Source organism: Stenotrophomonas sp. PUT21, assembly GCF_052232875.1.
GTDB classification, from domain to species: domain Bacteria; phylum Pseudomonadota; class Gammaproteobacteria; order Xanthomonadales; family Xanthomonadaceae; genus Stenotrophomonas; species Stenotrophomonas maltophilia_N.
The window spans coordinates 1,991,040-2,016,003 of the sequence record NZ_CP197645.1; the positions used below are offsets into that span (position 1 = coordinate 1,991,040).

General features: G+C 67.3%; 25 protein-coding genes and 1 pseudogene. 2 read left to right on the forward strand and 24 right to left on the reverse strand.

Features of this window, described 5'->3' with window-relative positions:
• Positions 1-2: 2 nt before the first annotated feature.
• From ACTT2I_RS09165 to ACTT2I_RS09220, 12 genes and pseudogenes are all read right to left on the reverse strand, one after another.
• Positions 3-2,300: a patatin-like phospholipase family protein gene (locus ACTT2I_RS09165; protein WP_421099866.1), complete on the reverse strand. Its 2,298-nt coding sequence runs from the start codon at positions 2,298-2,300 to the stop codon at positions 3-5.
• Complete coding sequence (locus tag ACTT2I_RS09170; protein WP_421099865.1) at positions 2,291-3,508, reverse strand: BamA/TamA family outer membrane protein; 1,218 nt, start codon at positions 3,506-3,508, stop codon at positions 2,291-2,293. The genes ACTT2I_RS09165 and ACTT2I_RS09170 overlap by 10 nt, the downstream gene beginning before the upstream one ends.
• 126 nt (positions 3,509-3,634) lie before the next feature.
• Entirely contained in the window at positions 3,635-4,183 is a 549-nt protein-coding gene (locus ACTT2I_RS09175; protein ID WP_088433319.1) for a DUF4136 domain-containing protein, read from the reverse strand.
• 161 nt (positions 4,184-4,344) lie between these two features.
• Positions 4,345-4,875 (reverse strand): hypothetical protein, encoded by a 531-nt coding sequence (locus ACTT2I_RS09180; RefSeq protein ID WP_421099864.1) that lies wholly within the window; start codon positions 4,873-4,875, stop codon positions 4,345-4,347.
• Between the two features lies 1 nt (position 4,876).
• Positions 4,877-5,695 (reverse strand): DUF2092 domain-containing protein, encoded by an 819-nt coding sequence (locus ACTT2I_RS09185; RefSeq protein ID WP_172407510.1) that lies wholly within the window; start codon positions 5,693-5,695, stop codon positions 4,877-4,879.
• Between the two features lie 52 nt (positions 5,696-5,747).
• A complete protein-coding gene (locus ACTT2I_RS09190; protein ID WP_421099863.1) occupies positions 5,748-6,734 on the reverse strand; it encodes a SphA family protein in 987 nt (328 codons plus the stop codon).
• A gap of 42 nt (positions 6,735-6,776) precedes the next feature.
• Complete coding sequence (locus ACTT2I_RS09195; RefSeq protein WP_088433323.1) at positions 6,777-7,154, reverse strand: DUF1622 domain-containing protein; 378 nt, start codon at positions 7,152-7,154, stop codon at positions 6,777-6,779.
• 42 nt (positions 7,155-7,196) lie between these two features.
• Positions 7,197-8,123, reverse strand: a complete 927-nt coding sequence (locus ACTT2I_RS09200) for a formylglycine-generating enzyme family protein (protein WP_088433324.1) — start codon at positions 8,121-8,123, stop codon at positions 7,197-7,199.
• Positions 8,123-9,721, reverse strand: coding sequence for an arylsulfatase (locus ACTT2I_RS09205; protein WP_293979476.1), 1,599 nt, complete (start codon positions 9,719-9,721; stop codon positions 8,123-8,125). The genes ACTT2I_RS09200 and ACTT2I_RS09205 overlap by 1 nt, the downstream gene beginning before the upstream one ends.
• Before the next feature lie 59 nt (positions 9,722-9,780).
• Complete coding sequence (locus ACTT2I_RS09210; protein WP_088433326.1) at positions 9,781-10,290, reverse strand: YidH family protein; 510 nt, start codon at positions 10,288-10,290, stop codon at positions 9,781-9,783.
• 30 nt (positions 10,291-10,320) lie between these two features.
• Positions 10,321-10,728: a hypothetical protein gene (locus tag ACTT2I_RS09215; protein ID WP_088433327.1), complete on the reverse strand. Its 408-nt coding sequence runs from the start codon at positions 10,726-10,728 to the stop codon at positions 10,321-10,323.
• Between the two features lie 616 nt (positions 10,729-11,344).
• A pseudogene (locus ACTT2I_RS09220) lies at positions 11,345-12,205 on the reverse strand (TonB-dependent receptor plug domain-containing protein); the annotation flags it as partial.
• 164 nt (positions 12,206-12,369) lie between these two features.
• Here ACTT2I_RS09220 and ACTT2I_RS09225 point away from each other — a divergent pair.
• Positions 12,370-13,086 carry an MgtC/SapB family protein gene (locus ACTT2I_RS09225; RefSeq protein ID WP_088433353.1) on the forward strand — a complete coding sequence of 239 codons (717 nt, stop codon included), beginning with the start codon at positions 12,370-12,372 and terminating at the stop codon, positions 13,084-13,086.
• A 76-nt stretch (positions 13,087-13,162) separates the two neighbouring features.
• Here the strand turns inward: ACTT2I_RS09225 and ACTT2I_RS09230 are convergent, their stop codons facing one another.
• From ACTT2I_RS09230 to ACTT2I_RS09250, 5 genes are all read right to left on the reverse strand, one after another.
• Positions 13,163-13,930, reverse strand: coding sequence for a SapC family protein (locus ACTT2I_RS09230; RefSeq protein ID WP_088433354.1), 768 nt, complete (start codon positions 13,928-13,930; stop codon positions 13,163-13,165).
• Between the two features lie 125 nt (positions 13,931-14,055).
• A complete protein-coding gene (locus tag ACTT2I_RS09235; RefSeq protein ID WP_421099862.1) occupies positions 14,056-14,895 on the reverse strand; it encodes a hypothetical protein in 840 nt (279 codons plus the stop codon).
• The gene (locus tag ACTT2I_RS09240) at positions 14,892-15,677 is read right to left on the reverse strand and encodes a CDP-diacylglycerol diphosphatase (protein ID WP_421099996.1); all 786 of its coding nucleotides are present in this window, start codon (positions 15,675-15,677) and stop codon (positions 14,892-14,894) included. The genes ACTT2I_RS09235 and ACTT2I_RS09240 overlap by 4 nt, the downstream gene beginning before the upstream one ends.
• An 89-nt stretch (positions 15,678-15,766) precedes the next feature.
• Positions 15,767-16,396 carry a decarboxylase gene (locus tag ACTT2I_RS09245; RefSeq protein WP_421099861.1) on the reverse strand — a complete coding sequence of 210 codons (630 nt, stop codon included), beginning with the start codon at positions 16,394-16,396 and terminating at the stop codon, positions 15,767-15,769.
• A gap of 101 nt (positions 16,397-16,497) precedes the next feature.
• Entirely contained in the window at positions 16,498-16,992 is a 495-nt protein-coding gene (locus tag ACTT2I_RS09250) for a DUF1543 domain-containing protein (protein ID WP_421099860.1), read from the reverse strand.
• A 138-nt stretch (positions 16,993-17,130) separates the two neighbouring features.
• Between ACTT2I_RS09250 and ACTT2I_RS09255 the strand changes: the two genes are divergently transcribed.
• Positions 17,131-17,436, forward strand: coding sequence for a hypothetical protein (locus ACTT2I_RS09255; protein WP_421099859.1), 306 nt, complete (start codon positions 17,131-17,133; stop codon positions 17,434-17,436).
• 33 nt (positions 17,437-17,469) lie between these two features.
• Here ACTT2I_RS09255 and dld read toward each other — a convergent pair whose 3' ends face one another.
• The 7 genes from dld to ACTT2I_RS09290 form a co-directional block, all read right to left on the reverse strand.
• Positions 17,470-19,191, reverse strand: a complete 1,722-nt coding sequence (gene dld, locus ACTT2I_RS09260) for a D-lactate dehydrogenase (protein ID WP_421099858.1) — start codon at positions 19,189-19,191, stop codon at positions 17,470-17,472.
• Positions 19,188-20,348, reverse strand: a complete 1,161-nt coding sequence (lldD, locus tag ACTT2I_RS09265) for an FMN-dependent L-lactate dehydrogenase LldD (protein ID WP_421099857.1) — start codon at positions 20,346-20,348, stop codon at positions 19,188-19,190. The genes dld and lldD overlap by 4 nt, the downstream gene beginning before the upstream one ends.
• A 3-nt stretch (positions 20,349-20,351) precedes the next feature.
• Entirely contained in the window at positions 20,352-21,116 is a 765-nt protein-coding gene (gene lldR, locus ACTT2I_RS09270; protein WP_421099995.1) for a transcriptional regulator LldR, read from the reverse strand.
• A 67-nt stretch (positions 21,117-21,183) separates the two neighbouring features.
• Entirely contained in the window at positions 21,184-22,842 is a 1,659-nt protein-coding gene (gene lldP / locus ACTT2I_RS09275) for an L-lactate permease (RefSeq protein WP_421099856.1), read from the reverse strand.
• Positions 22,843-23,027: 185 nt separating this feature from the next.
• Positions 23,028-23,462, reverse strand: coding sequence for a VOC family protein (locus ACTT2I_RS09280; RefSeq protein WP_088433362.1), 435 nt, complete (start codon positions 23,460-23,462; stop codon positions 23,028-23,030).
• Positions 23,459-23,917, reverse strand: a complete 459-nt coding sequence (locus ACTT2I_RS09285) for an MgtC/SapB family protein (RefSeq protein WP_088433363.1) — start codon at positions 23,915-23,917, stop codon at positions 23,459-23,461. Before ACTT2I_RS09285 ends, ACTT2I_RS09280 begins: the two co-directional genes overlap by 4 nt.
• A gap of 99 nt (positions 23,918-24,016) precedes the next feature.
• Complete coding sequence (locus ACTT2I_RS09290) at positions 24,017-24,775, reverse strand: SDR family NAD(P)-dependent oxidoreductase (protein WP_421099855.1); 759 nt, start codon at positions 24,773-24,775, stop codon at positions 24,017-24,019.
• Between the last annotated feature and the right edge of the window lie 189 nt (positions 24,776-24,964).

The window sequence follows — 24,964 nt, forward strand, 5'->3', positions numbered from 1 at the left end:
CCTCACAGGGATTGCCCCAGTTCGATGAACAGCACATTCTCGCCGCCTTCGCGGAAGCCCATGCCGAAGATCAGCGGGCCGATCCACGAGTCGAAACCGAGGAACACGCTGCCGTTCCAGATCCCGTCGCTCAAGGACATCTCGCTGCGGCGCTGCCAGGCATTGCCGTACTCGAGCGTGCCGCCCACCTGCGCCGAGCGGCCGAGCAGCTTGCCCAGCTCATAGGTATAGCCGGTAAACCCGAGGGCATAGTCCTGGCCGGTCAACTGATTGTGCTGGAAGCCGGCCAGCCGCCAGCGCCCGCCGAGCCGGTACAGGTTCTGCACCGGTGCCGTGCCGGAGGAGGTCACGTGGTAGCGAAGCCCCAGCTGCAGGGCGTGTCTGCCGAACGACCGCGCGGCCACTGCATCCAGATCCAGCTGGCCGAAGCGCGCATCGGCCCCCAGGGCCGGGCTGGACTGGTAGGTGCCGGCATTGACCAGGTAGCCATCGCGCGGGAAGTACACGCTATCGATGTCGTCCAGCGTTGCCTGCGCGATCCAGGCACCCTCGTCGAAGTTCACGCGCGGGATGGTCGGGTCGCCCACCTCCACCTCGGCGTTGCCCGTGTAGCGCTCCACCCCGACCGACAGCGCCAGCACGTTGGACACATTGCGGACCAGCGCCAGCGTGCCGCCGGTACGGCGCACCCGGTAGCGGGCGATCTTGTCGCCGGCCTCGTCATACAGATTGAAGCTGCGCGTCTGGAATCCGCCGCCGACCTGGAAGGCGTAGCGATTGTGCAGATCGAAGGGACGGTAGTACTGCCCGGTCAGTCCCGGTTCGCTGCCGAGCTGCAGGGCGATGCGCGCCTCGGCGCCATACGGCGACAGCGGCGAGAACAGCAGCCCGGCGCGCAGGTTGCTTTCGTGGTTGCCTTCCAGATCGTTGCTCAGGCTCAGCCCCGCCTCCAGGTAGATGGGGCCGTTCGGCTTGGGATAGGCCGACACGAAAACGCCCGTGCGTCCCTCGCGCTCGCGCACCTCGTAGTTGATGCTGGCCAGCGTGCCCATCCCGTACGCCCGCAGGACGCCGGCCTGCATGCCCTTGATGTCGAGCGGTTCGCCAATGCGGACCGGCAGATAGCCCAGCAGCAGCGCATCGGCGTAGCCGGTGTGGTTGTCTACCTCGACGAACTCGATCCTGGCCGTGCCGACGGGGCGTTCGCGCTGCACACGCTGCGCGGCCAGCTGCGTGTACACCTGCGGGGTCTGCGCGAACGCACGCAGCGCCGGCGCGGCCTGCTCGGCGGCGAGCTGGCCGATCCGCAGGGCTTCCGGGGCCTTGTCGAAATCGCCGGTGGCGACCTTGCCGGTCAGGTCCGGGGAGATCAGCAGATCCTGCGTGCCCAGACTGTCCAGCTGGGCCTGGGCACTGCGGGTGGTCAGGAAGCCACTCAACTGGCTGATCACATCGACCAGGCTGGCATCCCGGTCCAACGGCTTGAGCGGCGTGCCCACGTCGACCGCGATCACCCGGTCCGCGCCCATCGCGCGCACCACGTCGATCGGCACCTGGTTGGACAGGCCGCCATCGAGCAGTACGTGCCCATCGATCACCACCGGCCGGAAGATGCCTGGCAGGGACATGCTGGCGCGCATCGCCATCGGCAGGTTGCCCTCGGCCAGTACCACCGGTTGACCGGTGTTGATGTCGGTGGCGACCGCGCGGAACGGAATGGGAAGATCGTCGAAGCGCCCGCTGACCCGGCTACCGCCGGTGGCGCGCTCGAACAGCGCGATCAACTTCTCACCCTCGGACACGCCGCCGGCCAGGGCCACCGCCTTGCCTTCACCGCCCAGCCCGATGCCGATCGGAGCCAGCTGGGCGTAGTCGTCGGCCTTGCGGCGCAGTGACCGGTCGCGGCGCGGCAATGTATCGGTGAACAGGCTCAACCACTCGGTGCTCAACACCACCTGCTCGATCTGCTCAGGCGTCGAGCCGGAGGCGTACAGCGCACCGACCAGGGCGCCGGCGCTGGTGCCGGCGATGCAGTCCACCGGGATGTTCAGCGCTTCGAGCTGCTTGAGGATGCGTACATGCGCGATGCCGCGCGCCCCACCACCGCCCAGTGCCAGCCCGATGCGCGGTCGGGTGTCGCCGGGACCGCGTACGCCGCAGTGGCTGCCCTCGCCGGCCACCCCGGCCGGCGCGACCGGTTCGGCCGCCTGCAGTGGTGCAAGCGCACCGGTCGCCCACACCCCTGCAAGCAGCAACGATGCCGCACGCCGCAGTCGGTGGCGGTGGCCTGTCAACGCCATGCGCTGCCAACCTGGATGTAGAACGTGTCGTCTTCCGGGCCCCAGGCATAGTCCACGCCCACATGCATGCCCAGCTGACGGGCGATCAGATAGCGCACGCCGGCGCCCTTGGAGACCTGGCTGGCCCCGTCACTGAAGCTGTTGTGGCGGCCCCAGGTCCGGCCCGCGCCCACGAAACCGATCAACGCCCAGCGCTGGGTCATGTTCCAGCGCAGCTCGCTCTCCAGCACCGCCGCGCGGGTGTCCTGGTACCGGGCCGAGCCGATGCCGCGCAGATCGATGTAGGGCAGCCGGTAAAACGGAATGTCACCGTTGGCCCAGCGCGCATCGGCGCGGCCCCCGAGCACGAAATACCTGCCCATCGGCCAGTAGCCGTAGGCATGCCCGCGATAGCTCTGGAACGTCGCGTCGCTGCCGATCCCGGGCAGATAGAAATTGCCCTCGACCATGCCGAGCCAGCCCTTGGAGGGTGTGAACGGATTGTCGCGGGTGTCGTATTCCAGCGACAGGCCGAGCCCCGAGCTGCGCTTGGACAGCTCGTGCGGCTGGAACCGGTCACTGTCGGAGGCGACATCGAAACCAATGTCCAGATCCATGTATACCCAGGCCAGGCCCAGATACAGGTCGCGCTCGCCGAGGCGACGGAACCCCTGCTGGAACGACATCAGCCCGTCCATGTTGTACTCGATCTTCTGCGCGGGCAGCAGCGTGCCCGGGGTGTAGAAGCCCAGATTGAACGAGGTCTTGGCCACGCCGCCGCGGTAGCGCCAGCGGTCGTCGTCGAAATGCAGGGATGCCCCCACGCCATAGGCTTCACTGCCGTTGGAGGTGCGCATCGCACCGCCGCCATAGATGTCCGGCGTCACCATCTTCGGTGCACCGCCCTCCCCCGGCGATCCAGAAGCCGGGGGACGATGGAAGAACGCCAACGCCACGCCGCCGCCATTGCCGACCGCCGGGTCGGTCACGATGATCGGCACCGGCAGGAAGCCGCGGTGTTCGAGCAGCCAGCGCGACATATCGAAATGCCCATCTTCGGCGTCGCGGAACAACGAGGCTTTTGCGGTCGACACCGCCGCGGGCGCCGAGGCTTGGGCCGGCACCGCCCCAGGCGCGGCCGCTGCGGGACTTCGCTGCTGGGCGATGGCAGTCCAGGGCGCGAGTACGCCCAACAGCATCAGCAGGCGTACGGCGTGGCCGATCGACACGGGGCACCTCGGAGATGGGAAGCAGGACGGCCCGTCAGTTCAAGTGCGCGGGCCCGCGCCGGTGGGAGGGGAACAGCCCGGCACGGGCCCACGCGGTTGAACACGATTGCCGCATCGGCGCAGCACTCAGCGTGCGGCGGTCGCGCCCGGCGGGAATGCGGCGAACAGCTTGTCCAGGCCGGCCTCCACCGCCGCATTGACCTTGTCCGGCGAGGTCGGCACGGTGCCGCTGGCCGTACCGCGCCACACCGCCTGCTTGGTACGCGCGTCGAACATGTCCACCACCAGGGTGCCCACGTCATACGTATGCACCGTGGTCGTGGCGTTGCCCATGGCCATGCCACCGCCCCAGCCACCACCCCGCCAGCCCCACCCGCCCATGCCGGTGCCGCTGTAGAAGGTGTCCAGGGTCTGCTTCTGCCCCGTGGCAATGTGCGCGGCCAGGGCGATATCGCCATTGGGCGCTTCGCGCAGGCCCTTGGCCTGCAGGCGGGCGTTAATGCCGTCGATGATGCGTTGCTGCACCAGCGGCGAGCTTGCCTGGGGCTTCATCGCCCAGGTGTAGGTTTTGTAGGACCCGAAGCTGGCCGACGGATCGTAATCGGTCTTGACGGTCGGGGTGGAAGCGCAGGCGACCAGGGAGGTGGCCAGGACGGCAATGGCAAAGGCTTTCATGACGCGAGTCTCCAGGGGCAGGATGGAAAGACGCGCTGCGTGGGCAGCCGTCCTGTGGCGGGCCGGGGTGGCAGCCTCGGTTGCCATCACGGTAATGCACCGGCAGTCACGGGTAATGCGCATAACTACGCAGTGGCGACTGGCAAAACTACCGAGCGTGTTCAGCGCGGCGGGTTGATCACCACGTACTGCACGCTGGTACCGGCATAGCGCGGCTCGTACCAGACGTTGCCGCACTGCTGGTAGGCCATGCCGTTGATGACGGTGGTCACGCAGCTAGGCGGAACCGAATTGACGATCGAGCCGATCACCGCCGAGGTCACCGCCACGCCAGCGGTCACCGCGGCGGCCGTCGCGAAGGGATGGTCATCCCAGTGGTTCCAGTGATCGTCGTGGTAGTCCACGTTGACGTTGACGTTGCGATCGACAGTGCGATTAATGTTTCGATTGACGTTGCGGTTCGCATCGATGTTCCGGTTGATGTTTCCGCCACCGCCGCGGTTGACGTTGCCGCCCTGCGGCCGCTGCACGGGACGGTTGATGCTGGTGTGGGCGCTGGCACGTGCGCCGCCGCCATGGAAGCCGCCGCCGCGCTGGGCGCTGGCCGGTGCGGACACCGCCAGCAGGACCACGAGGAGCAGGCCGGCGGCCAGCGAGGACGCCACGAAGAAACGATTGATCACGGTCCGCATGTCAGTTCTCCTGTCCAGCAGCGTCGATCACCACCGCGACCGGGACCAGCTTGATCCGGGCCGCATCGGCCGGAGGCGTGAACTGGAACGCGGTGGCCGCCACCGGCGTGCGCGTATCCCAGCGCAGCTGCGCACGGTATTGCGGCAACGCCGGATCATCCAGCGAGGTGATCACCAGCTTCTTCGGCAACGCGGTCGCCTTGCTCACCCACAGCTGCCAGTCCACCCCGTCCTGCTTGAACGCGTACTGCTCGATCGCCTCGCCGTCCAGGGTGCCGCCGCCGATATGCAGCGCGCCGCGGATGGCGGTCTTCGGAGCTCTGTCGGTGCCCCACAGGAACATGTCGGCCAGCGGCATGTCGATCCCGTAACGGCTGGCCGCATCGTCCACCAGCTCGCCCAGCGTGGCGCTCAACCCGTCGACCTGGGCGTAGTACTTCAGGCGCGGGGAATACAGCGACAGCGCCTTGCCGTCGTAGAACAGCTGGCGCAGCTGACGGTCGCTGCGCAGTTCCAGGAACAGTTGGTTGGGCACCTTGACCTTGTAGGTGACCACGCCATCCAGCTCAACCTTCTGGCCGTCATCGAGGACGACCTCGGTGCTGGCCTGCGAGGTCAGCGAGAACTGCTTGAGTGCGCGCAGCGCGGCGCCCATGCGGTCCAGCGCCGCCAGCGCCTCCGGATCGCGTTCGGGGCTGTCGGCCGGCGTGGATGCCGGCGGAGTCGCCGGGGCGACGCGGGTGGCCGCATGCACTGCAGGGGCCAGCGCGGCCAGCAGCAGGCAGGCAGACCAGGCAACGGGAGGGAGGGCAGAAGGCATGACCGTTACTCCACAGGACGGAACACAGGCGGCCGCAGCAGTGCGGCCGGGATCAGAAGCCACCGCTGATCGAGAGACTCCAGGGATCGCCCTCGAAGCGGTTCTTGACGCTGAACTCGCCGACATAGCGGAACGACACATCCAGATGCTCGCCGCCGGGCCACTTCTTGCCGTAGGTCAGCACCGGGCCGAGCCCGAACGAGCGCCCCTTGAATCCATCCAGGCGGTCCGCGGTGTCACCTTTGTCGTCCTGCAGCTGCTGGATCCAGCCGCCGGCCGCGCCGAAGCCCCAGCCGCTGGCGGTGCGCTTGACCAGCAGCAGATCCGCACGGGCGACCACGCCGTTCTTGTAGTCGGTGTCGTCATTGCGGGTGTACCAGTCCGTGGCGCCCAACACGCTGAACTCCAGCGTGCCCTTCTGGAACAGGTGGGTGTAGCCCACGCTGGGCGAGAACGTCCAGATGTTCATGCCCGGGTTGGCCAACCGGTTGGGGTCGTACTTGGCCGTGGGCGCATACACATATACGCCGAAGGACAGATGCTGCACTTCGCTGATATGGAATCCCGCGATCACCGGGGCGAAGTACACGTCGAACAGGTTGGACGCGTGATCCTTGGTCTGGAAGCGATTGCCCAGCGGCCCCGCCAGGTTCGCGGTGACCTCGGCATCGATGTACGGCACGGTCAGCATCGAGGCGAAGTTCCAGCGTCCGGCCTTGGTGGGCCACACGTACACCCCGGTGGCGGCGGTCAGGTTGACGTCGGCTTCCAGCCCCAATGAGATCTGGCCCGCGATCGGTGCGGGGCGGTTGCCGCTGATCTTGCCGTTGTACCGGATGTAGCTCAGCGACCACTGCATGCCCGGCTCGGGCGGAATGACACCGGCGTAGGAGGTGATCTGCATGCCGGTGATCGAGCGGCCCAGGGCGCCTTCGGTGGCCGCGACCGGGGCACTGCCCAGCGCCAGCAGTCCGCCGAGGATCACGGCCAGCGGGCCGCGCGGAAGCGATCGGGGCGTGGTGGGTGCAGGAGTGTTCATGGCATCTGCCTCCAGGGCGGAAGGGGTTCGCACTACGTAGAATCAGGGCAGCTCAGGCGTTGGCCGGGGCGCGTGCTGGCGCTCGCGCACTTCCTCGATGTCGCGTTCCAGGAAATAGTTCAGGAAGGTCCGGATCACCGCGATCGCGGCCAGTTGGCCGATCGCGTCCCAGTCGGTGTAGATCGAGGACTCGATGATGTCCGCGGCCAGCTGGATGGTGAGCCCGGCCACCAGCCAGCGCCCGTACGCCAGCCACAGCGCGCGCCGTTCCACGTTGGTCGGGTGGCCGCGCAGCGCCAGCCGCAACGCCTGCACGAACACCACAGCCGTTGCCAGCGTGATCAGCACCAGTGCCATCGCATCGATGATGACCACGACCGGCTCGGTAACGGCAATCAGCCAGGCCTTCAGAGGCGTCATGAGGGGTGCTCCGGTAACGCACCTGACGGTGGCAGGTGCCGCTCATCCGCGCTCCACGCAACGGAAGCCGAGGTGGCAGGTGGAGGTATCGATCGGCTGCGCCATCCGGGCCGCCGGCCGGTAGCGCCGGCAGTAGTTGGGCGCACACAGGTGCGAGCCGCCTTTCATGACCCGGCGCGGCATCGCGCTGCGGTCGCGCGGGTCGTGGCTGCCCTCGCGTGCGCCGCCGCGGGGGTTGTCGATCGCGCAGCACGGCTTGCTCTGCAGCTGGTCGTGCTGCTGGTACCAGTCGCTGGTCCACTCCCAGACGTTGCCGATCATGTCGTACAGGCCGTAGCCATTGGGCGGAAAACTGCCCACCGGCGAGGTCCAGCGATGGCCGTCCTCGTCCAGGCTGTGCCACGGGAATTCGCCCTGCCAGGTATTGGCCTGATGGCGGCCCCCCGGCACCAGGCTGTCGCCCCACGCGAACTCGCCGCTCTCCTGCCCGCCGCGGGCGGCGAACTCCCATTCCGCTTCGGTCGGCAGGTCCTTGTCCATCCACTGCGCATACGCCAGTGCGTCGGCGACGTTCACGTGCACCACCGGGTGATCGTCCAGACCCTGCAGCGACGAGGCCGGGCCGCGCGGATGACGCCAATCCGCGCCGGCCACGTAGTGCCACCAGTTGTGCGTATTGGACAGATCGACCGGGTGCGCCGGCTGCACGAACACCACCGAGGACGGCACCAGCAGTGCCGGATCCGCGCCGGGGTAATCAGCCGGGTCCGCCGGGCGCTCGGCCGCGGTCACGTAGCCCGTATCCCGGACGAACCGTGCGAACTCCCGGTTGGTCACCGGGTACCGGTCGATCCGGAACGGCGCCACCCGCGCCTTGTGCGCCGGCCGTTCTTCGGGATAGTGATCGTTGGATCCCATCACGAAGACACCGCCGGCGAGGTCGATCATGGTGTCGGCGACGACGCTCATCATTGATTGCCCGCGCAGGCTTCGCTGAGCTTGGCCAGCGCATCATCGATGGTGAAGGTGTTCGGCTTCTGCACGCGCGGGAAATCCTTGAAGGTGGCCGCGAACTTGTCGGCGATCGCGTAGGCCCCGAACAGGATGTAGTCGTGATGCAGGAACCAGTCGTAGTACGAGTTCGAGGTGATGTCGGCGAACTCGTACGGGTCCGTCCTCAGGTTGTAGACCTTGGGCAGGCGCAGGCGGATGAGCGGCTCGGACCAGACCTGCAGCGTGCCCTTGCAGCGCTGCTCCATGAACGAGACTTTCCAGTTGTCGTAGCGGATGGCCATCACGTCGCCGTCGTCGCTGAAATAGACGAACAGCTTGCGCGGGCTCTCCTTCTCCTTGCCGGTCAGGTAGCCGGTCAGGTTGACGCCGTCGATATGGTTCTTGTACGTCCGCCCGATCGCCTTGTGGCCCTTCTTGAGCTTCTCACTGACATCCGGGTCGCCGGCCATCGCCAGGAAGGTCGGCAGCCAGTCGTGATGCTGCACGATGCCGTTGGCAATGGTGCCCGCGGGAATCTGGCCGGGCCAGCGCACCACCATTGGAATGCGGAACGCGCCTTCCCAGTTGGTGTCCTTCTCGCTGCGGAACGGCGTGGTGCCACCGTCCGGCCAGGAGTTGCGGTGCGGGCCGTTGTCGGTGGAGTACATCACGAAGGTATCCTCGGCGATGCCCAGCTCGTCGAGATAATCGAGAAGTTCACCGACATTCCTGTCGTGGTCGATCATGGTGTCGTGGTACGGCGACTGCCAGCGCCCGGCCTGGCCGAGGCTTTCCTTCTTGGTATGCGTGAAAAGATGCATGTGGGTGAAGTTCACCCAGACGAAGAACGGGGTGTCGGCGTCATGCTGGCGCTTGATGAAGTCCTTGGCGGTGGCCGCGAAATCCTCGTCGCAGGTCTCCATCCGCTCAGGCGTCAGCGGCCCGGTGTCTTCGATCTTCTGCTTGCCGACCCTGCCCCAGCGCTCCTGTTCGGTGGCATCGTCCTTGTCCGTGGCCCAGCTGCGGATGACGCCGCGGGGGCCCATGGTTTTCCGGAAGTTCGGGAAGTCCTCCTCCGGGAAGTAGTCGTACATGTCCGGCTCTTCCTCGGCATTGAGGTGGTACAGGTTGCCGTAGAACTCATCGAAGCCGTGGTTGGTCGGCAGCATGTGGTTCAGATCACCCAGATGGTTCTTGCCGAATTGGCCGGTGGCATAGCCCTGGTTCTTGAGCAGCGCGGCGATGGTCACCAGTTTCTCGTTCATGCCGGTCGGCGCGCCGGGGATGCCGACCTTGGACAGGCCGGTGCGGTAAACGCTCTGGCCGGTGATGAACGACGAGCGGCCAGCAGTGCAGGACTGCTCGCCATAGGAGTCGGTGAACAGCGTGCCTTCATTGGCGATGCGATCGATGTTGGGTGTCCGGTAGCCCATCAGGCCCTGGCTGTAGCAGCTGAGGTTGCTGATGCCGATGTCGTCGCCCCAGATCACCAGGATGTTCGGCCGCTTGCCGTTCTTGCCGGTCTTCGCGGTTCCGGAGGCTTTGGGGGATGCTGCCGCTTTTGCTGTTGCCATGACACTCTCCAGAGATGCGTGTTGGGGTCCGGCGTCATGCCGGCATGCGGGAACGGCCGTCAGGCGAACGGCGAGACGTTGAAGGTCATGCTGACGATCGCCAGCAGGCCGAGCAGCCACAGCAGCCCGGCAGTGATCAGGGTGAGCGAGATGGGATAGTGGCTTTCGCCATGGACGAGGCCTTCGCCGATCATGATCCGGCGCTCAGCCCGCAGGCCCTGCATGTAGCGCACGTGGTAGACGATGCCCAGGGTCAGCAGCACCAGCCCGAGCCCCACCAGAGCGATGCCGAAGTTGCGCGGCGCATGCGGGCGCAGCGCGGTGCCGGTCTCCAGCATGTGCCCGAAGAACTGATAGATGGTGAAGCCGAAGCCGATCAGCGACAGCGCCGTGCGGATGATCGACATCAGCGTGCGGTCCGCGCTCATGCGGGTCCGCTGGAACGACATCCCGGTCCGCCGCGACGAAAGTTCGATGGACGCCTCGTCGCTGCCGCCAAGCAGTTCCTTGGCGCGCGCGATGCTGAGGGCACGGTCGCTGAGGCGCTTGCTCGGGTCGGTGTCGTTCATGAAGGGCTCGTGGCGTGGAAGGTCTGGGAGTCAGTGACGGCGGCGCAGCCAGCGCGATGCGATGCGGGTGATCGGGCCACGCAGGACCAGGTACGGCAGGAAGCCGAGCACCACGGCGATGACGAACGCCTCCAACGGGTACTTGAAACCGCCGAACATGCGGAACTGGTAGATCACATCCATGCCCACACCGAGCAGCAGGATCCGCGTCGTGGCGGTCACCCCTTGGCGCCAGGCCACCTTGCGCTCGCCGGCCGAGCTGTGGGTCAGCAGCCATGCGTAAGGGGTCCTGCCCGCCTTGGCGTCCTTGATGCCGTCGATCAGGGCGGTGATGAGCGCCATCGTCGGCTGCAGGAAGAAGCGGAAGGTCATGGGACCGTCGGCGCGATCGATCATGTCCGTCCAGAAGCGCGTGAGGAAATCGATCACCAGGAGCATCGGCGGGGTCCTTGGGTCAGGGCTCCAGCTTGGGCGGCCCACGCAGGCCGCACAATCGAGTTAGTACTGCATGGACCACAGTATTTTTACTGCGCCCGCGGCACGCGACCGCGGCGGTATGCTCGCTTCCAGCGCGCTGCGGCGACGACCTTGCGCGCCTCCCTCCCCTGCCCGGTCAGCTCCCCGATGCGCAAGGACCAGGACCACTACTCACTGATGCGCGGCGGGCTGGTGCACCGGCTGCTGCATGCCAGCGGGGCGCTGCACGGCACCTCACGGCTGTCGCTGTGGATCGCGCTGGGAATCGTCTTGATCACGCTCGCGCCGATGCTGCTGCTGGCGGCCCGCGCCGGCACCCTGTGGCCCGCGCCGCCGGCGATGTCGCTGCTGGGCGACTACGCCACGCTGGCCCGCCTGCTGCTGGCCGTGCCATTGCTCGTGCTCGCGGCACCGCACTCGGACGCGCTGCTGCGCAATGCGTTCCGCCAGCTCACCCACGCCAGCCTGGTCCACCCGCGTCACGAGGGAAAGCTCGACGCGCTGTTGGCCACGGTGCGGCGCTGGCGCGACAGCTGGCTGCCCGAAGCGCTGTGCGTGATGATCGCCTGGTCGCCGCCTGGCGCGGATTCTGCGCACGGAAGACGCTGCCGCCATACAGCGTGCTGGAGGCATCGCAGCCGTCGGTGCCGGGATCGATGTAGTTGTTGGTGGAGGCGTTGCGGCGATAGGCCACGGCCGTCGCGAGCGGCGCCACGCCGCGCGGATCGTCGGTCAGCGAGTCCATGAAATCGCGCTGCGAACCGTAGATCGCCTTGCGGTTGGCGATCTCCAGGCCGAAGATCGCGTCCCACTGCTCGCCCGAGCCGCCGCCGACCGCCTGCAGGCGCTGGTTGTCGCCGCCCCCCTGTTCGGTGGTGCCGGCGCGCACATTGATGCCGACGCCGTCATAGGTCTTCTTCAGGATGATGTTGACCACGCCGGCGATCGCATCGGAGCCGTACACCGCCGAGGCACCGCCGGCCAGCACTTCGATCCGGTCGATCAGCGCACTGGGAATGTTGGCCAGGTTGACCACATTGACCGAGCCTTCATAGGCCAGCGGGTAATCCGACTGGCGGCGACCGTTGACCAGCACCAGGGTGCGGTTGGGGCCGAGGCCGCGCAGGTTGATGGTGTTGGCGGCGGGGGTGAACGTGTTGCCGAAGTCCTCACCCTGCACATTGCCGGTGTTCTCGGTCAGTGCGCTGAGCGCTTCGAAGGCGCTGCGGTAGCCCTGCGCCTCGATCTGTTCCTGGGTGATCACGGTCACCGGGGACGGTCCTTCCACACTGGCGCGGGGAATGCGCGAGCCGGTGACCGTGACCGCATCGAGCTGGGTGGGCGCATCGGCGGCGTGGACGACAGCCCCTGCGCCGAGCAGGGGCAACAACGACAGAACCAAGGCCCGCCGACGCAGCGGGCGATACAGCACAGACATGCAGACTTCCGGTAAAAGAGGTACGTCCCGGCGCAGACAGGTCCGTGCCAGAGCGTAGTGAGGGAGGGGCCGTGATTCTGCTGAACAGGCAGAAAAGGGGGAAATGACCGGCCGGGATATGCTTATCGGGATTTCGCCTAAGCCCTGCCCTGCAAGGACTCCGCATGCGCTTCATCCAGACCTTCGAGCTGTATCCCTTCCTGGACACCGTGGTCAGCCTGGTGGCCGCGTTCGTGCTCGGCACCCTGATCGGCGCGGAACGGCAGTACCGCCAGCGCACCGCCGGGCTGCGCACCAATGTACTGGTGGCAGTCGGCGCGGCCGCCTTCGTGGATCTGGGCATGCGCATCGCCGGCAGCGCCGAAGCCGTGCGGGTGATCTCCTACGTGGTCTCCGGGGTCGGCTTCCTCGGCGCCGGTGTGATCATGAAGGAAGGCATGAACGTGCGCGGCCTGAACACCGCGGCCACCTTGTGGTGTTCGGCGGCGGTCGGCGCCTGCACCGGTGCGGACATGTTGGCCGAGGGCGCGCTGCTGACGGTGCTGATCATCGCCGGCAACACGCTGCTGCGGCCGCTGGTCAACGCGATCAACCGCATTCCGATCAACGAGGCCGCCTCCGAAGCCACCTACGAGGTCCGCCTGAGCGTGGACCCTGCCGCCACACCCTTGGCGCGCGAGCGCCTGGTGGACGCGCTGGAAGCCGCGCAGTACCCGGTCAGCGACGTGCAGGTGATCGAGCACGGCGACGGCCCGGTCGAACTGGTGGCGATCCTGGTCAGCACCGCCGTCAGTGCCGACGAGCTCGATGCCGTGATCGCGCGCCTGCAGCGTCAGCCCGGTGTGGTGCATGCCAACTGGGAAGTCAGCACCCGCGACTGAGCACCGCCCTGCCCCCAAACAACGAAAAACGGCGGCCCTGCGGCCGCCGTTTTCGTCATTGCACGTGCGCCTGCGGTCAGGCGTCGGCAGGCAGCGCGCTCTGGCGGCTCACCAGTGCGCTGAAACGTGCCAGCGAGCTCAGGTGATGATGGACCAGCGCCAGCCAGCCACTGCGGTGCCAGGCCACGACGGTGGCGTCCGGCAGCGCGGCGAACTTTTCCACGTCCACGACCTGGAAGCCGTTGATCGACATCTGCCGGCCATCGGCCAGGGTGACGTCGATGTTGCGGTCGATCAGCAGGTCGTTCTCGATCAGGGCAGCCGTGAAGCGGCGGGTCTGATCATGCTCGCGGGTGTAATCGCCGCAGAAGCGCATCGCGTTGTCGACGATCTCGGTCGCCTTGCCATCCTGGAACAGCGGCACGCCGTCCTCACTCTGGCCCTGGTTGACCTGCTTGGCAGCCGAATCCAGCGCCAGCACGTACTCGTCCTGCTCACCGGCCTGCATGAACACGAACGGGTAGCGGCGCACGTAGGCCGGCACGTAACTCTGCTCGTCCCACACGCCGTCGGCAACGAACAGGTTGCGCTGGGCCAGACCGACAGCGACCAGCGGCATCGCGTCCTTGCCGGTGAAAATGATCGGATAGTGCTGGGCCAGCGAGCCGAATTCGCCGATCACGGCGGGGATCGCATTGGTATCGGCGGCAAAATGCGCGGTGTCCGGCACCAGGCGCCAGGCGGCGTGCAGATCCGAGCGCAGCGGCACGGGCGCTTGGTAGAACAGCGGACCGGTGGCCTGGGACGGCGCAGCGGCGGGCGGAGTCGTGGTTTCAGCAGTCATGGATTAAGTCGGATACGACGCGCCAGTCAGCCCGGGCGCGAAAGCGGGAACCGCATTGAACGGCCACTATAACGTGCCACGTCCGTGGTTTTTATTTCAATCGCGCCGCCGATTCCCGCGCCCGGCTACAGTTCGGTGAATTCGCTGCAGTCCGGCAATGCCTGGTCGGCCCCATAAGCGCCGTCCCGGAAGCGGTAGACACGCCGATACGAGCAGGCCGGATCCGACACGGTGCGCAGCTCCGACGTTTTCACCCGGCCATGCGCGAGCGAATCCTGCTGGCGTGAGACAAACGATGGAAACCGCGTCGCATGGGTCTGGTAGCGCAGCACCGGCATGCCCTCGCCGGCCGGCTCCAGGGTCAAGGTTGCACCGAAGCCATAATCGTCCTGGCAGGCGCCGGCGCGCAGCGCCATGTCGCGTTCGCTGAAGCACGCGCGGATGCTGGCGTGGCCCTGCACCGGCAGCCGCAGCACCTCACCGGCGCCGGCGTCGTCCGCGCCCGGCATCACGCGCGCCACGATCCGCTCGGTGACGCTGGCGCCCCCGCCGGAGTACATCGTGCTGGCCTGTGCATCCAGCCCGATCAGCACCCCGCCACCGGCGGCCGGGCCCAGTTCAATCAGAGACGCCCAAGGCTGCAGGCCGCCGTCGGCGTTGCCGATGGCCAGCGTGAGCTCGTGGCGCGACATGTCCCTGCCCGCGGAACGCTCACGCACGATCAGCACCGCCTGTTCCTCGTTGTCACCCGCCTGCACGCGCACGCACCAGTGCTGGTCCGCGCTGCAGTACCAGCGCGGGTCGAACGTCTGCTCACCGGCTGCCTCGCCGTCCCCTGCGAGCGCCGCGGAGAGGGCGATCAACCGATTGCCGGACACATCCTGCCAGCCTGCGCCCGGGTCATCCGCCGCCCAGCACAGCGCAGGCAGCGCGATCAGTACGGCGCAGCCGCGGGCACGCCTCACAGCACGCCGTCCAGCGGGCCGGCCGCACCGGTCAGCACGGCGCAGGCATGATCCTGCAGCTCCTCACCGCTGGCTTTGTTGCCCGCCGCCAGGTCCAAGCGGGTGGCCAGCAACACGAAACCGGGCGCGCCAGAGGGGTCTGTCTGCCCGGCCACCACCAGCGACCAGTTGCCGAGATCGGCCGGATCGGCCAGATGGGCGGCCAGCAGACGCACCGGGTTCGCGGTGAGCTCGGCACCCGGCAACTGGCGGGCGAGATAGGCATGCCCCCGCAGCGGCTCCGGCAGCGGCTGCCAGTTGGCACCGATGACCGGCTGCATCCGACGCAGCTGGGCCAGGACATCCGCGCGCAGGCAATCCACGTGGATGTGCAACTGGTGCTGGGAACGGCCATGCGGCGAGTTCAGTGCCAGACTGGCCACGTCGCGCGGCAGGGCACGGCCGAGCGCCTGCTCGGTGTGGCTGCGGGCAGCCCAGGCCGCGGCGAAGTAGTTCGGTGCACCGGCGCGCAGCAATGCGGGGCTTTCAATCCCCGAGACCCGGTCCAGCGGCAACACCAGGAACTGGTAGTGCCCGTGCGAATCCTTGAGCAGGACATCGCGTCGCTGCGCCGCGGCGGATACCGCCAGGCAGCTGCCGCGGGGGGCGGCAGCGTCGGCGCAGTCGCGCTGGATGATGCCCCACAGGGCGTCTGGATTGGCAGGCGGTTTGGCCGGCGGCCGGGCCGGCGTGGCGCAGGCGGCCAACAGCAGCAGCGCACAGGACAGGGAGAATCGGGCGATCACGGACAGGCTCGGACAAGGATGCGGGCCCAGCCGGCACGGCCGGTGGGCGGGCGCGATTGTACCGTGCCGGTTCTGTCGCTTCCGTGTCAGTAGGTGCTGTAGGGCACCTCGACCACCACCGGCGCGGCCGGTGCCGGCGGCTGCAGGGTGTAACGGTCCAGTGCGCCGTTGTCATCGGCGAAACGCTGCGACTGCACCTGCAGACGGTAGGTCGTGGTGCCGTACTTGATGCTGCTGCCACCCGCATCCAGCGCTGCACCGGCCGGCAGCAGCAGGCCGCCGAGGTCGCTGTAGCCGCCCCCTTCCTGCGAGAAGACGTGGTCGACCAGGTCGCCCTCGCGCTTCATCGCAAACACGTGCGGGTCGCCGTGGCGGCGGTTGTAATCTTCGTTGCCGAGCAGATCGGCGATCCAGACCCCCGGCAGCCGGTAGCTGGTTTCCAGCGCGATCGCATCGAGGCGGTCACTGTCCACCACCAGGCAGCACACCGCCTGCTTGTTCTCGCGGTCCAGGATCGCGAAGCGCTCGCCCTTGGCCACCTCGCGCGGCAGGATCGCAAACGGCTGGTTCCTCAGGACCGGCTCGGCGCCACTGGCCGAATGCAGGTTGCGCCAGCCACCGAACACCGGTGCATCCGGCTCGGCCGCCGCCGCGCTGCCCGCCATCGTCATTCCCAGTGTCACGATCAATGCGGCCGTGATCTTCCTGCTGTGCATGCGTTACTTCCGTTGGTTGACCTGTCGCGGCGACAGCGCCGGACCTCACAAGACCGCGACACTATGCGCCAGGGGCAGGGCCGCGGGCAATCGCCGCCTCCTCAGCCGATCACGATGTAGTCACTGACCAGGGTGATCCCGCGGTGCTCACCGCGCTCAAGCTGCACGTGGCGTCCGCCGATCTGGTCGATGGCGATGCAGTCATCCACCTCCAGCAGGGCATCGGTATGCGGCTTGAACCAGCTGGCATCGCGCAGGGCCTTGGCCTTGCGCTTGGCGGCCTCGGCATCGGTGGCGACCAGCAGTTGATAGTCATGCGCCTCACCCAGCGCGCCGGCGGCATACCCGCCGAGATTGAGAAAATAGAGCCGCGGCGCCCCCTCTGCCGGGGCGACCTCGCCGAAGCGCACCTGGTACTCCTCCACCCCATCCACGGCGAGCCAGCCATCTACATGCAGCCCTTTACGCTCACCGAACCAGTCCTGCCTCAGCTGCGGATAGGCATCTTCGATGGCATCGACGTTGGCGAAGGCCACATCATGGACCTCGATCCGGGCGCGGGCATGGCGCCCGCCCAGCATGAACACGTGCAGCACCTGCGACTCCCGGCCTGGCCGATCTGAGAGTGCGTCAGTGTAGCGCTGGCACTGCGTCGAACGGTCGCGGCGTGCTCACTACGCGCCGATGCACACCGCGGTGGTATGGTCGGCGCCTGACCCCGCAGGAGCGACCCGATGGCATCCCTTTTCCGTTATTCCCTCGCCGCAATCACACTGGTCGGCACCCTCTCGCTGGTAGCCTGTGTCAGCACGCCGGGGCCGGAGATCAACGGGCCGGGCCTGTGCAAGGCCGACGCCCTGGGCTGGGCCATCGGCCAGCCGGCCGACGAAACCAACATGCGCAAGTTGCTGCTGCAGAGCGGCGCCGGCCTGATCAACCCGATCGGCCCGGCCACGATCACCACCCGCGACCTGCGCCAGGATCGCCTGCGCGTGTTCATCGACAAGGACAACGTGATCACCGCCGTTCGCTGCGAGTGATTCCCCGCCGGCACCGCCCCCCATGCGGTGAGGCTACCCGGGGTGGGTGCAGTCGCAGCTGCCCCATCCGCGCCTCTTCGCGGTCTGGCCGATGCCCGGGTTGAACGTATTGCTGGGATCGAGCTGCTGGTAGAACGCCGCCAACGGCGGCTTGGCCGGGTACAGATGGCCCACGTTGTGCTCGGCTGGATACTCCGCACCGCGCGCGTCCAGCAGCGCCCACATCGCGTGCTCGATGGCCAGCGGATCCTCGCCCTTGCGCACGATGTAGTCCTGATGGAACACGTGACACAGGAAGTGCCCGTAGTACAACTTTCCGGCCAAGCGTGCGTCGAGGTCCGCCGGCAGGTGTTCCACCCACGCGCGGTCATCGCGGCGTAGCGCCACGTCCAGGGCCACGATGTCCTCGACCTCGCGCCGGTGCACTTCGCGGTAACGCACGGCCGCACCGGCCACCGCAAAGCGATGCAGGAACGCCTTGCGTCCCTCCTCGGCCGTGCACTGGAAGAAGTCGCCCCCGCCGCCGGCGAAGTGATTGCGCAGGAAGGTTTCGGTGGCGGCGGCATCCACCGCCGATACCTTGAGCAGCAGATGGTGCTCGTAGCGGTCACGGAACTGGCCCATGCGCGCCGGCAGATGGCGCGGCAGGCAGCGCATCGCGCACTGGATCACCCGGTCGGTCACCCCGCGCAGGCCAAGGCTTTCGAACCAGCCATCGACCCGGCTTTTCAGCGCGAACGCCGCCGGCACCCGGGCCGTGCCGAAGCGATCGATGAGCAGGAACGTGTCCTTGCCGTACCGTTCGCCGATGTCATACGCCTCGCGGTGCAGGTACTCGCCGGAGATCGGCAGGCGCTCGAACGCGGTCAGCAGATGGCGGCGGATCGTGGTCAGATCCTCCATCGCGTTGCTGCCGATGTAGAACACCTCGCCCGTCTCGCGCGCGAAGGTATCCAGCCGCACCGCGAACACCGCCAGCTTGCCGGCCGAGCCGGAGGCTTCGTAATGGCGCGAGGGATCGGCGTTGTAGCGGGCCGGGGTGGCCGCATCGACCTGGCGTACCTGCCCGGCATAACGCGGATCGGACGCGGCGCGGTCGGTGTGGTTGTCCACGTCGGTGCGCGCGTAGTCGCCGCGCTGCAGCCGCTCCAGGATCTGCTCTGGGGTGTCGCCCAGCGCGATGCCCAGGTGATTGACCAGGTGCAGCCGCCCGTCCGCGTCGACCTGGGCGAACAGCGCCATCTCGGTATAAGCCGGGCCTCGCCGGACCAGCGAACCACCGGAGTTGTTGCAGACCCCGCCCAGCACCGAGGCACCGATGCACGACGAGCCGATCACCGAGTGGGGTTCGCGGTCCAGCGGCGCCAGTTCCTTCTCCAGCCGGTCCAGCGTTGCCCCAGGCAGGCAGACCACCTGTCGGCCCTCGTTGATCAGCTGCACGCCGGTCAGGCGCAGCGTGTTGAGGATCACCACCGGGCGGTCATAGTCGGCACCATCCGGCGTGGAACCGCCGGTGAGGCCGGTGTTGGCCGCCTGCATGATCACGATCGCGTCTGCCGCCACGATGGCCTGCAGGGCGCGCCACTGTTCCAGCAGCGTGCCCGGGCGGACCACCGCCAGCACCGGGCCATCGCCGAAACGGTAGCCCTTGCGGAAGCGCCGGGTCGGCTTGTCGCCGCACAGCACGTGTGCATCGCCGACGATGCCGCGCAGCTGCGTCAACAGCGCCGCCGTGCCTTGGGATGCAACGTTCATGGCGCGGCCGCGAGACGACGGGCGGCATCCACCAGCGAGTCACGGCTGATGCCGGCGATGGTCTTCGCACCGGTGAGCGTCATCGCCACGCGCATTTCCCTGGCCATCAGGTCCAGCAGGTTGGCCACGCCGGCCTCGCCCTGCGCGGCGAGCGCATAGACGAAGGCGCGGCCGAGCAGCACGCTGTCCGCGCCGAGCGCGATCATGCGCACCACGTCCAGGCCGTTGCGGATGCCCGAATCGGCCAGGATCTTCAACTCACCCTTGACCGCATCGGCGATCGCCGGCAAGGCCCGCGCGGTGGACAGCACGCCGTCCAGCTGGCGCCCGCCATGGTTGGACACCACGATGCCATCGGCCCCGAAGCGCACCGCATCGCGCGCATCGTCCGGATCGAGAATGCCCTTGATCACCATCGGGCCGCTCCAGAAGTCGCGGATCCACTCCAGGTCCTTCCATGAAATGGATGGATCGAAGTTGTTGCCCAGCCAGCCGATGTAATCGGCCAACCCGGTTGGGCTGCCGCGATACGTGGAAATGTTGCCCAGATCGTGCGGGCGGCCGAACAGGCCGACGTCCCACGCCCAGCGCGGATGGGTCATTGCCTGCAGCATGCGCCGCGCCGGCGCGTTCGGGCCACTCATGCCCGAATGCGCATCACGGTAGCGCGCGCCCGGCGTGGGCATGTCCACGGTGAACACCAGGGTGGTCACCCCGGCCGCCTTGGCACGCTCCAGCGCATTGCGCATGAAGCCGCGGTCCTTGAGCACATACAGCTGGAACCACATCGGCCGATCGATGGCCGGGGCCACCTCCTCGATCGGGCAGACCGACACCGTGGACAGCGTGAACGGAATCCCCCGGCTCGCCGCCGCCCGCGCCGCCTGCACTTCACCGCGGCGCGCATACATGCCGGTCAGCCCGACCGGTGCCAGCGCCACCGGCATCGCCAGGCGCTCGCCGAACAGCTCCGTTTCCAGGCTCAGATCGGACATGTTGCGCAGGATTCGCTGGCGCAGCGCGATCTCCGACAGGTCCGCGACGTTCCGCTTCAGGGTGTGCTCGGCATACGCACCGCCATCGATGTAGTGGAACAGGAACGGCGGCAGGCGGCGTTGTGCCGCTGCGCGATAATCGGTGGAGGCGGAAATGATCATGGGTCAACCGTGGGAAGAAGGAAGCCGCGACGCACGTGCGCGCCGGGCTTCGTTGTCGTCGAGCGTGCGCAGGGAGGTGTGCACGAATTCCAGGTGCGCGTGCGCGGCGGCACGCGCGCGTTCGGGGTCGCCGGAGAGCACGCCATCCATCATCTCGCGGTGCTGGATGGACAGCGGCTCGAAGGTGCGGGCGGAGGTGTAGAGCTTCTCGCGGCTCTGCGAGATGTTGGTCTGCAGCAGCTCGAACAGGCCACGCATCACCTGCAGCAGCACCAGGTTGTGCGAGGCCTCGGCGATGGCCAGGTGGAAGGCCGCATCGGCCTGTGCCTCGCCGGCCGGATCGTCCTTGCCGTGGGCGGCCATCATGGTGTCGAAGGCCTGGCGGATCTTGGCGCGGTCCTCGTCGGTGGCGCGCAATGCGGCATGCCACGCGGTCGCCCCTTCCAGCGCATGGCGGATTTCCAGCACGTCGAAGCGGTATTCCGGGTCGCCCTGGAACAGCGGCAGATACGGCATCAACGGCTCATCGATGGTCTGCCGGGCCCGGGCAGCCGGCTCGCTCACGTAGGTGCCGCCGCCGACCCGCGCGCTCAGCAGGCCCTGGCTGGCCAGCTGCGCGATCGCTTCGCGCAGCGCCGTGCGCGACACCCCCAGCTGCACCGCCAGCGGTCGCTCGGCCTGCAGCCGGTCCCCCGGCTGCAGGTTCTGCTCACGGATCAGGTCACGCAGCTGCGCGGCCACCTTGTCGGACAGGCGTTCGTTCTTCATGCCGCCATTGTCGCCCGCGTGGCGGGCGATGGGGTCGATGCCGGTGGCCGGAATGCCGCGCATGGGCTCAGGGAATCATCCAGGTCAGCCAGTAGGCCTGCACCGTGGTGATGATGCCGACCATCACGGTGAAGATCAGGCTGTGCTTGACCGTGAAGCGGAACAGGTCCGATTCCTTGCCGGCCAGGCCGACCGCCGCGCAGGCGATGGCGATCGACTGCGGCGAGATCATCTTGCCGGTCACCCCGCCAGTGGTATTGGCCGCGACCAGCAGCACCTCGGACACGCCGATCTGCTGTGCCGTGGTGGCCTGCAGCGCCGAGAACAGCGCGTTGGACGACGTGTCCGAGCCGGTCAGGAACACGCCCAGCCAGCCCAGGAACGGCGAGAAGAAGGTGAAGGCCTTGCCGGTATGCGCCAGGGCCAGCGCCAGCGTGGCCGACAGCCCCGAGTAGTTGGCGAGGAAGGCGAAGGCCAGCACCATGCCGATGGAATAGATCGGCACTTTCAGTTCGTTGGCGGTTTCGCCGAAGGTGCGCAGCGCCGCGGCCGGGCGCATCTTCAGCAGCACGATCGCGATGACCGCGCCCAGCATGATCGCCGTGCCGGTCGCCGAGACCGCATCAAATTTGTAGACCGCCTCGTACCCGGTCGGCACCGGCACGATCGGCGGCATCTTCTGCACCAGTTGATCCAGCGACGGCACCGGAATCTTCAGCACCCAGTGCTCCAGCGCGCCGCCGGCGGCGAACAGTGCCTTGAACGGCGCGATGCTCCAGATCGTGACCATCGCGGTCAGGATCAGGAACGGCGACCATGCCTTGACGATCTGGCCGGTGGAATAGCGCGGGGCCTCCAGTGCCTGGGCGGCGGCTTCAGCGCTGGTCTCGGTATCGAAGCGGAAGATCCGCACCGGCCTCCACCTGCGCAGGAACAGGGTCAGGCAGACCAGCGACGTCAGCGAGGCCGTGATGTCCGGCAGCTCCGGGCCGATGAAGTTGGAGGTCAGGTACTGGGCGATCGCGAAGGAACCGCCGGCCACCAGCACTGCCGGCCAGGTCTCCTTGACCCCGCGCCAGCCATCCATGATCGCCATGATCCAGAACAGCACGATGATGGTCAGGAACGGTAGCTGGCGCCCGGCCATCTGCCCGATCTCGAACGGATCCAGCCCGGTCACCTGCCCGGCCACGATGATCGGAATGCCCATCGCGCCGAACGCCACCGGCGCGGTGTTGACGATCAGGCACAGGCCGGCCGCATACAGCGGTTTGAACCCCAGCCCGACCAGCAGCGCGGCGGTGATCGCCACCGGCGCACCGAAGCCGGCCGCCCCTTCCAGGAACGCGCCGAACGCAAAGCCGACCATCAGCATCTGCAGACGCTGGTCTTCGGTGACCGACAGGATCGAGGCGCGGATGATGTCGAACTGTCCGGTCTTGACCGAGACCTTGTACAGGAACACCGCGCCCAGGATGATCCAGGCGATCGGCCACAAGCCGTAGACGAAGCCATAACCGGCCGCCGCGAACGCCTGCGACAGCGGCATCCGGTAGAACAGCAGGGCCACCGCAAGCGCGATCGCCACGGTGATCGTGCCGGCCAGCCAGCCTTTCATGCGCAGCACGGCCAAGGCGACGAAGAAGAAGGCGATCGGCAGCAGCGCGATCAGGCTGGACAGCCAGAGGTTGCCAGCGGGGTCATACAGTTGTTGCCAGGCCTGCATCGGCGGATCTCATCAAGACGGACAGGGGTCCGCGCGGTCAGCACCGCACGAGCCGAGAACGCTCAACCGGGATTATTGGTATGACCAATAACAAAAGAACCGGCTGAAACTGCCCGCATTGAAACGCCAAACGCCAGGCGAGCCTATTAGACCATAGGTCTAGGCTCGTTGATTGGTAGTACCACTTAGCAGCCGCAGTCGCTGGAGCGGCCTTTCAGTTCCACCGAGTTGCCGTCCGGATCGCGCAGCCGCAGCGACAGCCCGTCGCCCTCGGCGCCGTAATTGCGCTCGGCCGGCCCACTGAGCTCCACCTGGCAGCCCTGCAGGTGGGCGCGCACCTGCTCGGCATCGAACGGCTCCACGCGCAGGCAGACATGCTCGACATTGCGCCCTTCCCGCCCGGGCGCTGCGCCGCCTTTGATTCCCAGCGGACCGTCCACACTGATCAGATCGATCAGCGACTCACCGGCGTGCAGATGCACCATGCCCAGCGAGGGCCGCTCGCGGGCGACCGTGCAACCAAGGACGTCACAGTAGAAGCGCACGGCGCGGGGCAGATCCTGCACGCGCAGCACCACATGGTCGATGCGCTGGATCTCGAAGGGACGTTCGCTGCTCATGACGACTCCAGTTTTTTGGCGATACGGCTGAACACCACCAGCACGATCAGGCACAGCACACTCACGCCGACCGCGATCACGTACTCGCCGATGCCGACCGCGATGCCGATCGCGGCGGACATGATCAGTGAGCTGGCGGTGGTCAGGCCGCTGACCTGGTCATCGCGCGAGCCGCGCAGAATCGTGCCGGCGGCAACGAAACCCACGCAGGCCACCACCGCTTCGATCAGACGCACCGGATCGACCTGCAGCAGGTCGCGGTAGCGTTCTTCCTGGAAGTGTTCGGCGATGCTGTCACCGAGGCCGACGATCAGCGCCGCCGCACCGGCGATCAACATGTGCGTGCGCAGGCCAGCGGCGTGCTTGCCCATCTCGCGTTCGATGCCGAGCGTAGCGCCCAGCAACATCGCCACGGCAATCCGCAGCAGGATCGATAGATCTTGTTCCAGTCCCATCTGCGTCTCTCATCCGGTCATGCATGGAGCGTCGCAGAGAGGGGCGTCTGGGGACCGTGAAACCAGCGGCAGGCCCAGGTGAGCCCGCCGCCGCCGGGCTTACTGGGCCAGATAACCGCCATCGATGGCGTAGTACGTCCCGGTCGCAAAGCCGGCATCGGCACTGGCCAGCCAGGCCACCAGCGCAGCCACTTCCTCGGGTTTGCCGAGGCGGCCGAGCGCATGCTTGCTTTCCAGCGCCTGCTTCACCTTCGGGTCCATCTTGTCCAGCAGCGGCGTGGCGATGAAGCCCGGGCCGACCGCATTGATGCGGATCTTGTCCGCGGCGTGTTCCCATGCCGCCGTCTGGGTCAGGCCGACCACGCCATGCTTGGCCGCGACATAGGCGGCCGAGTTGTTGAATCCCACCTGGCCCAGGATGGAGGCCATGTTGATGATGCTGCCGCCGTTGCCCGCACTGCGCATCGCCTGGATCTGCGCCCGCTGGCACAGGAACACGCTGTTGAGATTGACGTCGATGACGTTCCTCCAGCCATCCACGGGATAGTCACCGCTCGCCGCCGACGGCCCGCCGATGCCCGCGTTGTTCACCGCGATGTCCAGCCCACCGAGTTCCTGCACGGTGCGCTTCACGGCCGCGTCCACCGCGTGCTCGTCGGTGACGTTCAAGGCGATGCCGATCGACTTAACCCCTTTGCTGCGCAGCGTCCCGGCAGTCTTCTCCACGGCGTCGGCCTTGAGATCCCACACCGCCACCGCCGCGCCGGAATCGGCCAGCAGTTCGGCCACGGCCAGGCCGATGCCGGAGACGCCGCCGGTGACGATGGCGACCTTTCCCTTGAGCTGATAATCAATCATCGCGTTGTTCCTCGGGTTGGAATGAGGCTGCGGGCAGTGCCTGCCCATGCCTCGACCATACGCCGCGAAAACGTTACAGAACGTGCACAGCGTGCTCCGCAACAATCCTTCCCATCGCTGCAACGCACCTGGCCCTATGCTCGGGGTCGTACACCCACCTTCTTTTCTTTCATCCGCCGATGGCGGTCG

What these genes read in the sequence shown, in the direction of transcription:
- ACTT2I_RS09165 (WP_421099866.1), bottom strand. Translation starts at nt 2,300, where the DNA reads ATGGCGTTGACAGGCCACCGCCACCGACTGCGGCGTGCGGCATCGTTG.
- ACTT2I_RS09175 (WP_088433319.1), bottom strand. Translation starts at nt 4,183, where the DNA reads ATGAAAGCCTTTGCCATTGCCGTCCTGGCCACCTCCCTGGTCGCCTGC.
- ACTT2I_RS09180 (WP_421099864.1), bottom strand. Translation starts at nt 4,875, where the DNA reads ATGCGGACCGTGATCAATCGTTTCTTCGTGGCGTCCTCGCTGGCCGCC.
- ACTT2I_RS09185 (WP_172407510.1), bottom strand. Translation starts at nt 5,695, where the DNA reads ATGCCTTCTGCCCTCCCTCCCGTTGCCTGGTCTGCCTGCCTGCTGCTG.
- ACTT2I_RS09190 (WP_421099863.1), bottom strand. Translation starts at nt 6,734, where the DNA reads ATGAACACTCCTGCACCCACCACGCCCCGATCGCTTCCGCGCGGCCCG.
- ACTT2I_RS09195 (WP_088433323.1), bottom strand. Translation starts at nt 7,154, where the DNA reads ATGACGCCTCTGAAGGCCTGGCTGATTGCCGTTACCGAGCCGGTCGTG.
- ACTT2I_RS09200 (WP_088433324.1), bottom strand. Translation starts at nt 8,123, where the DNA reads ATGAGCGTCGTCGCCGACACCATGATCGACCTCGCCGGCGGTGTCTTC.
- ACTT2I_RS09205 (WP_293979476.1), bottom strand. Translation starts at nt 9,721, where the DNA reads ATGGCAACAGCAAAAGCGGCAGCATCCCCCAAAGCCTCCGGAACCGCG.
- ACTT2I_RS09210 (WP_088433326.1), bottom strand. Translation starts at nt 10,290, where the DNA reads ATGAACGACACCGACCCGAGCAAGCGCCTCAGCGACCGTGCCCTCAGC.
- ACTT2I_RS09215 (WP_088433327.1), bottom strand. Translation starts at nt 10,728, where the DNA reads ATGCTCCTGGTGATCGATTTCCTCACGCGCTTCTGGACGGACATGATC.
- ACTT2I_RS09225 (WP_088433353.1), top strand. Translation starts at nt 12,370, where the DNA reads ATGCGCTTCATCCAGACCTTCGAGCTGTATCCCTTCCTGGACACCGTG.
- ACTT2I_RS09230 (WP_088433354.1), bottom strand. Translation starts at nt 13,930, where the DNA reads ATGACTGCTGAAACCACGACTCCGCCCGCCGCTGCGCCGTCCCAGGCC.
- ACTT2I_RS09245 (WP_421099861.1), bottom strand. Translation starts at nt 16,396, where the DNA reads ATGCACAGCAGGAAGATCACGGCCGCATTGATCGTGACACTGGGAATG.
- ACTT2I_RS09255 (WP_421099859.1), top strand. Translation starts at nt 17,131, where the DNA reads ATGGCATCCCTTTTCCGTTATTCCCTCGCCGCAATCACACTGGTCGGC.
- dld (WP_421099858.1), bottom strand. Translation starts at nt 19,191, where the DNA reads ATGAACGTTGCATCCCAAGGCACGGCGGCGCTGTTGACGCAGCTGCGC.
- lldD (WP_421099857.1), bottom strand. Translation starts at nt 20,348, where the DNA reads ATGATCATTTCCGCCTCCACCGATTATCGCGCAGCGGCACAACGCCGC.
- lldR (WP_421099995.1), bottom strand. Translation starts at nt 21,116, where the DNA reads ATGAAGAACGAACGCCTGTCCGACAAGGTGGCCGCGCAGCTGCGTGAC.
- lldP (WP_421099856.1), bottom strand. Translation starts at nt 22,842, where the DNA reads ATGCAGGCCTGGCAACAACTGTATGACCCCGCTGGCAACCTCTGGCTG.
- ACTT2I_RS09280 (WP_088433362.1), bottom strand. Translation starts at nt 23,462, where the DNA reads ATGAGCAGCGAACGTCCCTTCGAGATCCAGCGCATCGACCATGTGGTG.
- ACTT2I_RS09285 (WP_088433363.1), bottom strand. Translation starts at nt 23,917, where the DNA reads ATGGGACTGGAACAAGATCTATCGATCCTGCTGCGGATTGCCGTGGCG.
- ACTT2I_RS09290 (WP_421099855.1), bottom strand. Translation starts at nt 24,775, where the DNA reads ATGATTGATTATCAGCTCAAGGGAAAGGTCGCCATCGTCACCGGCGGC.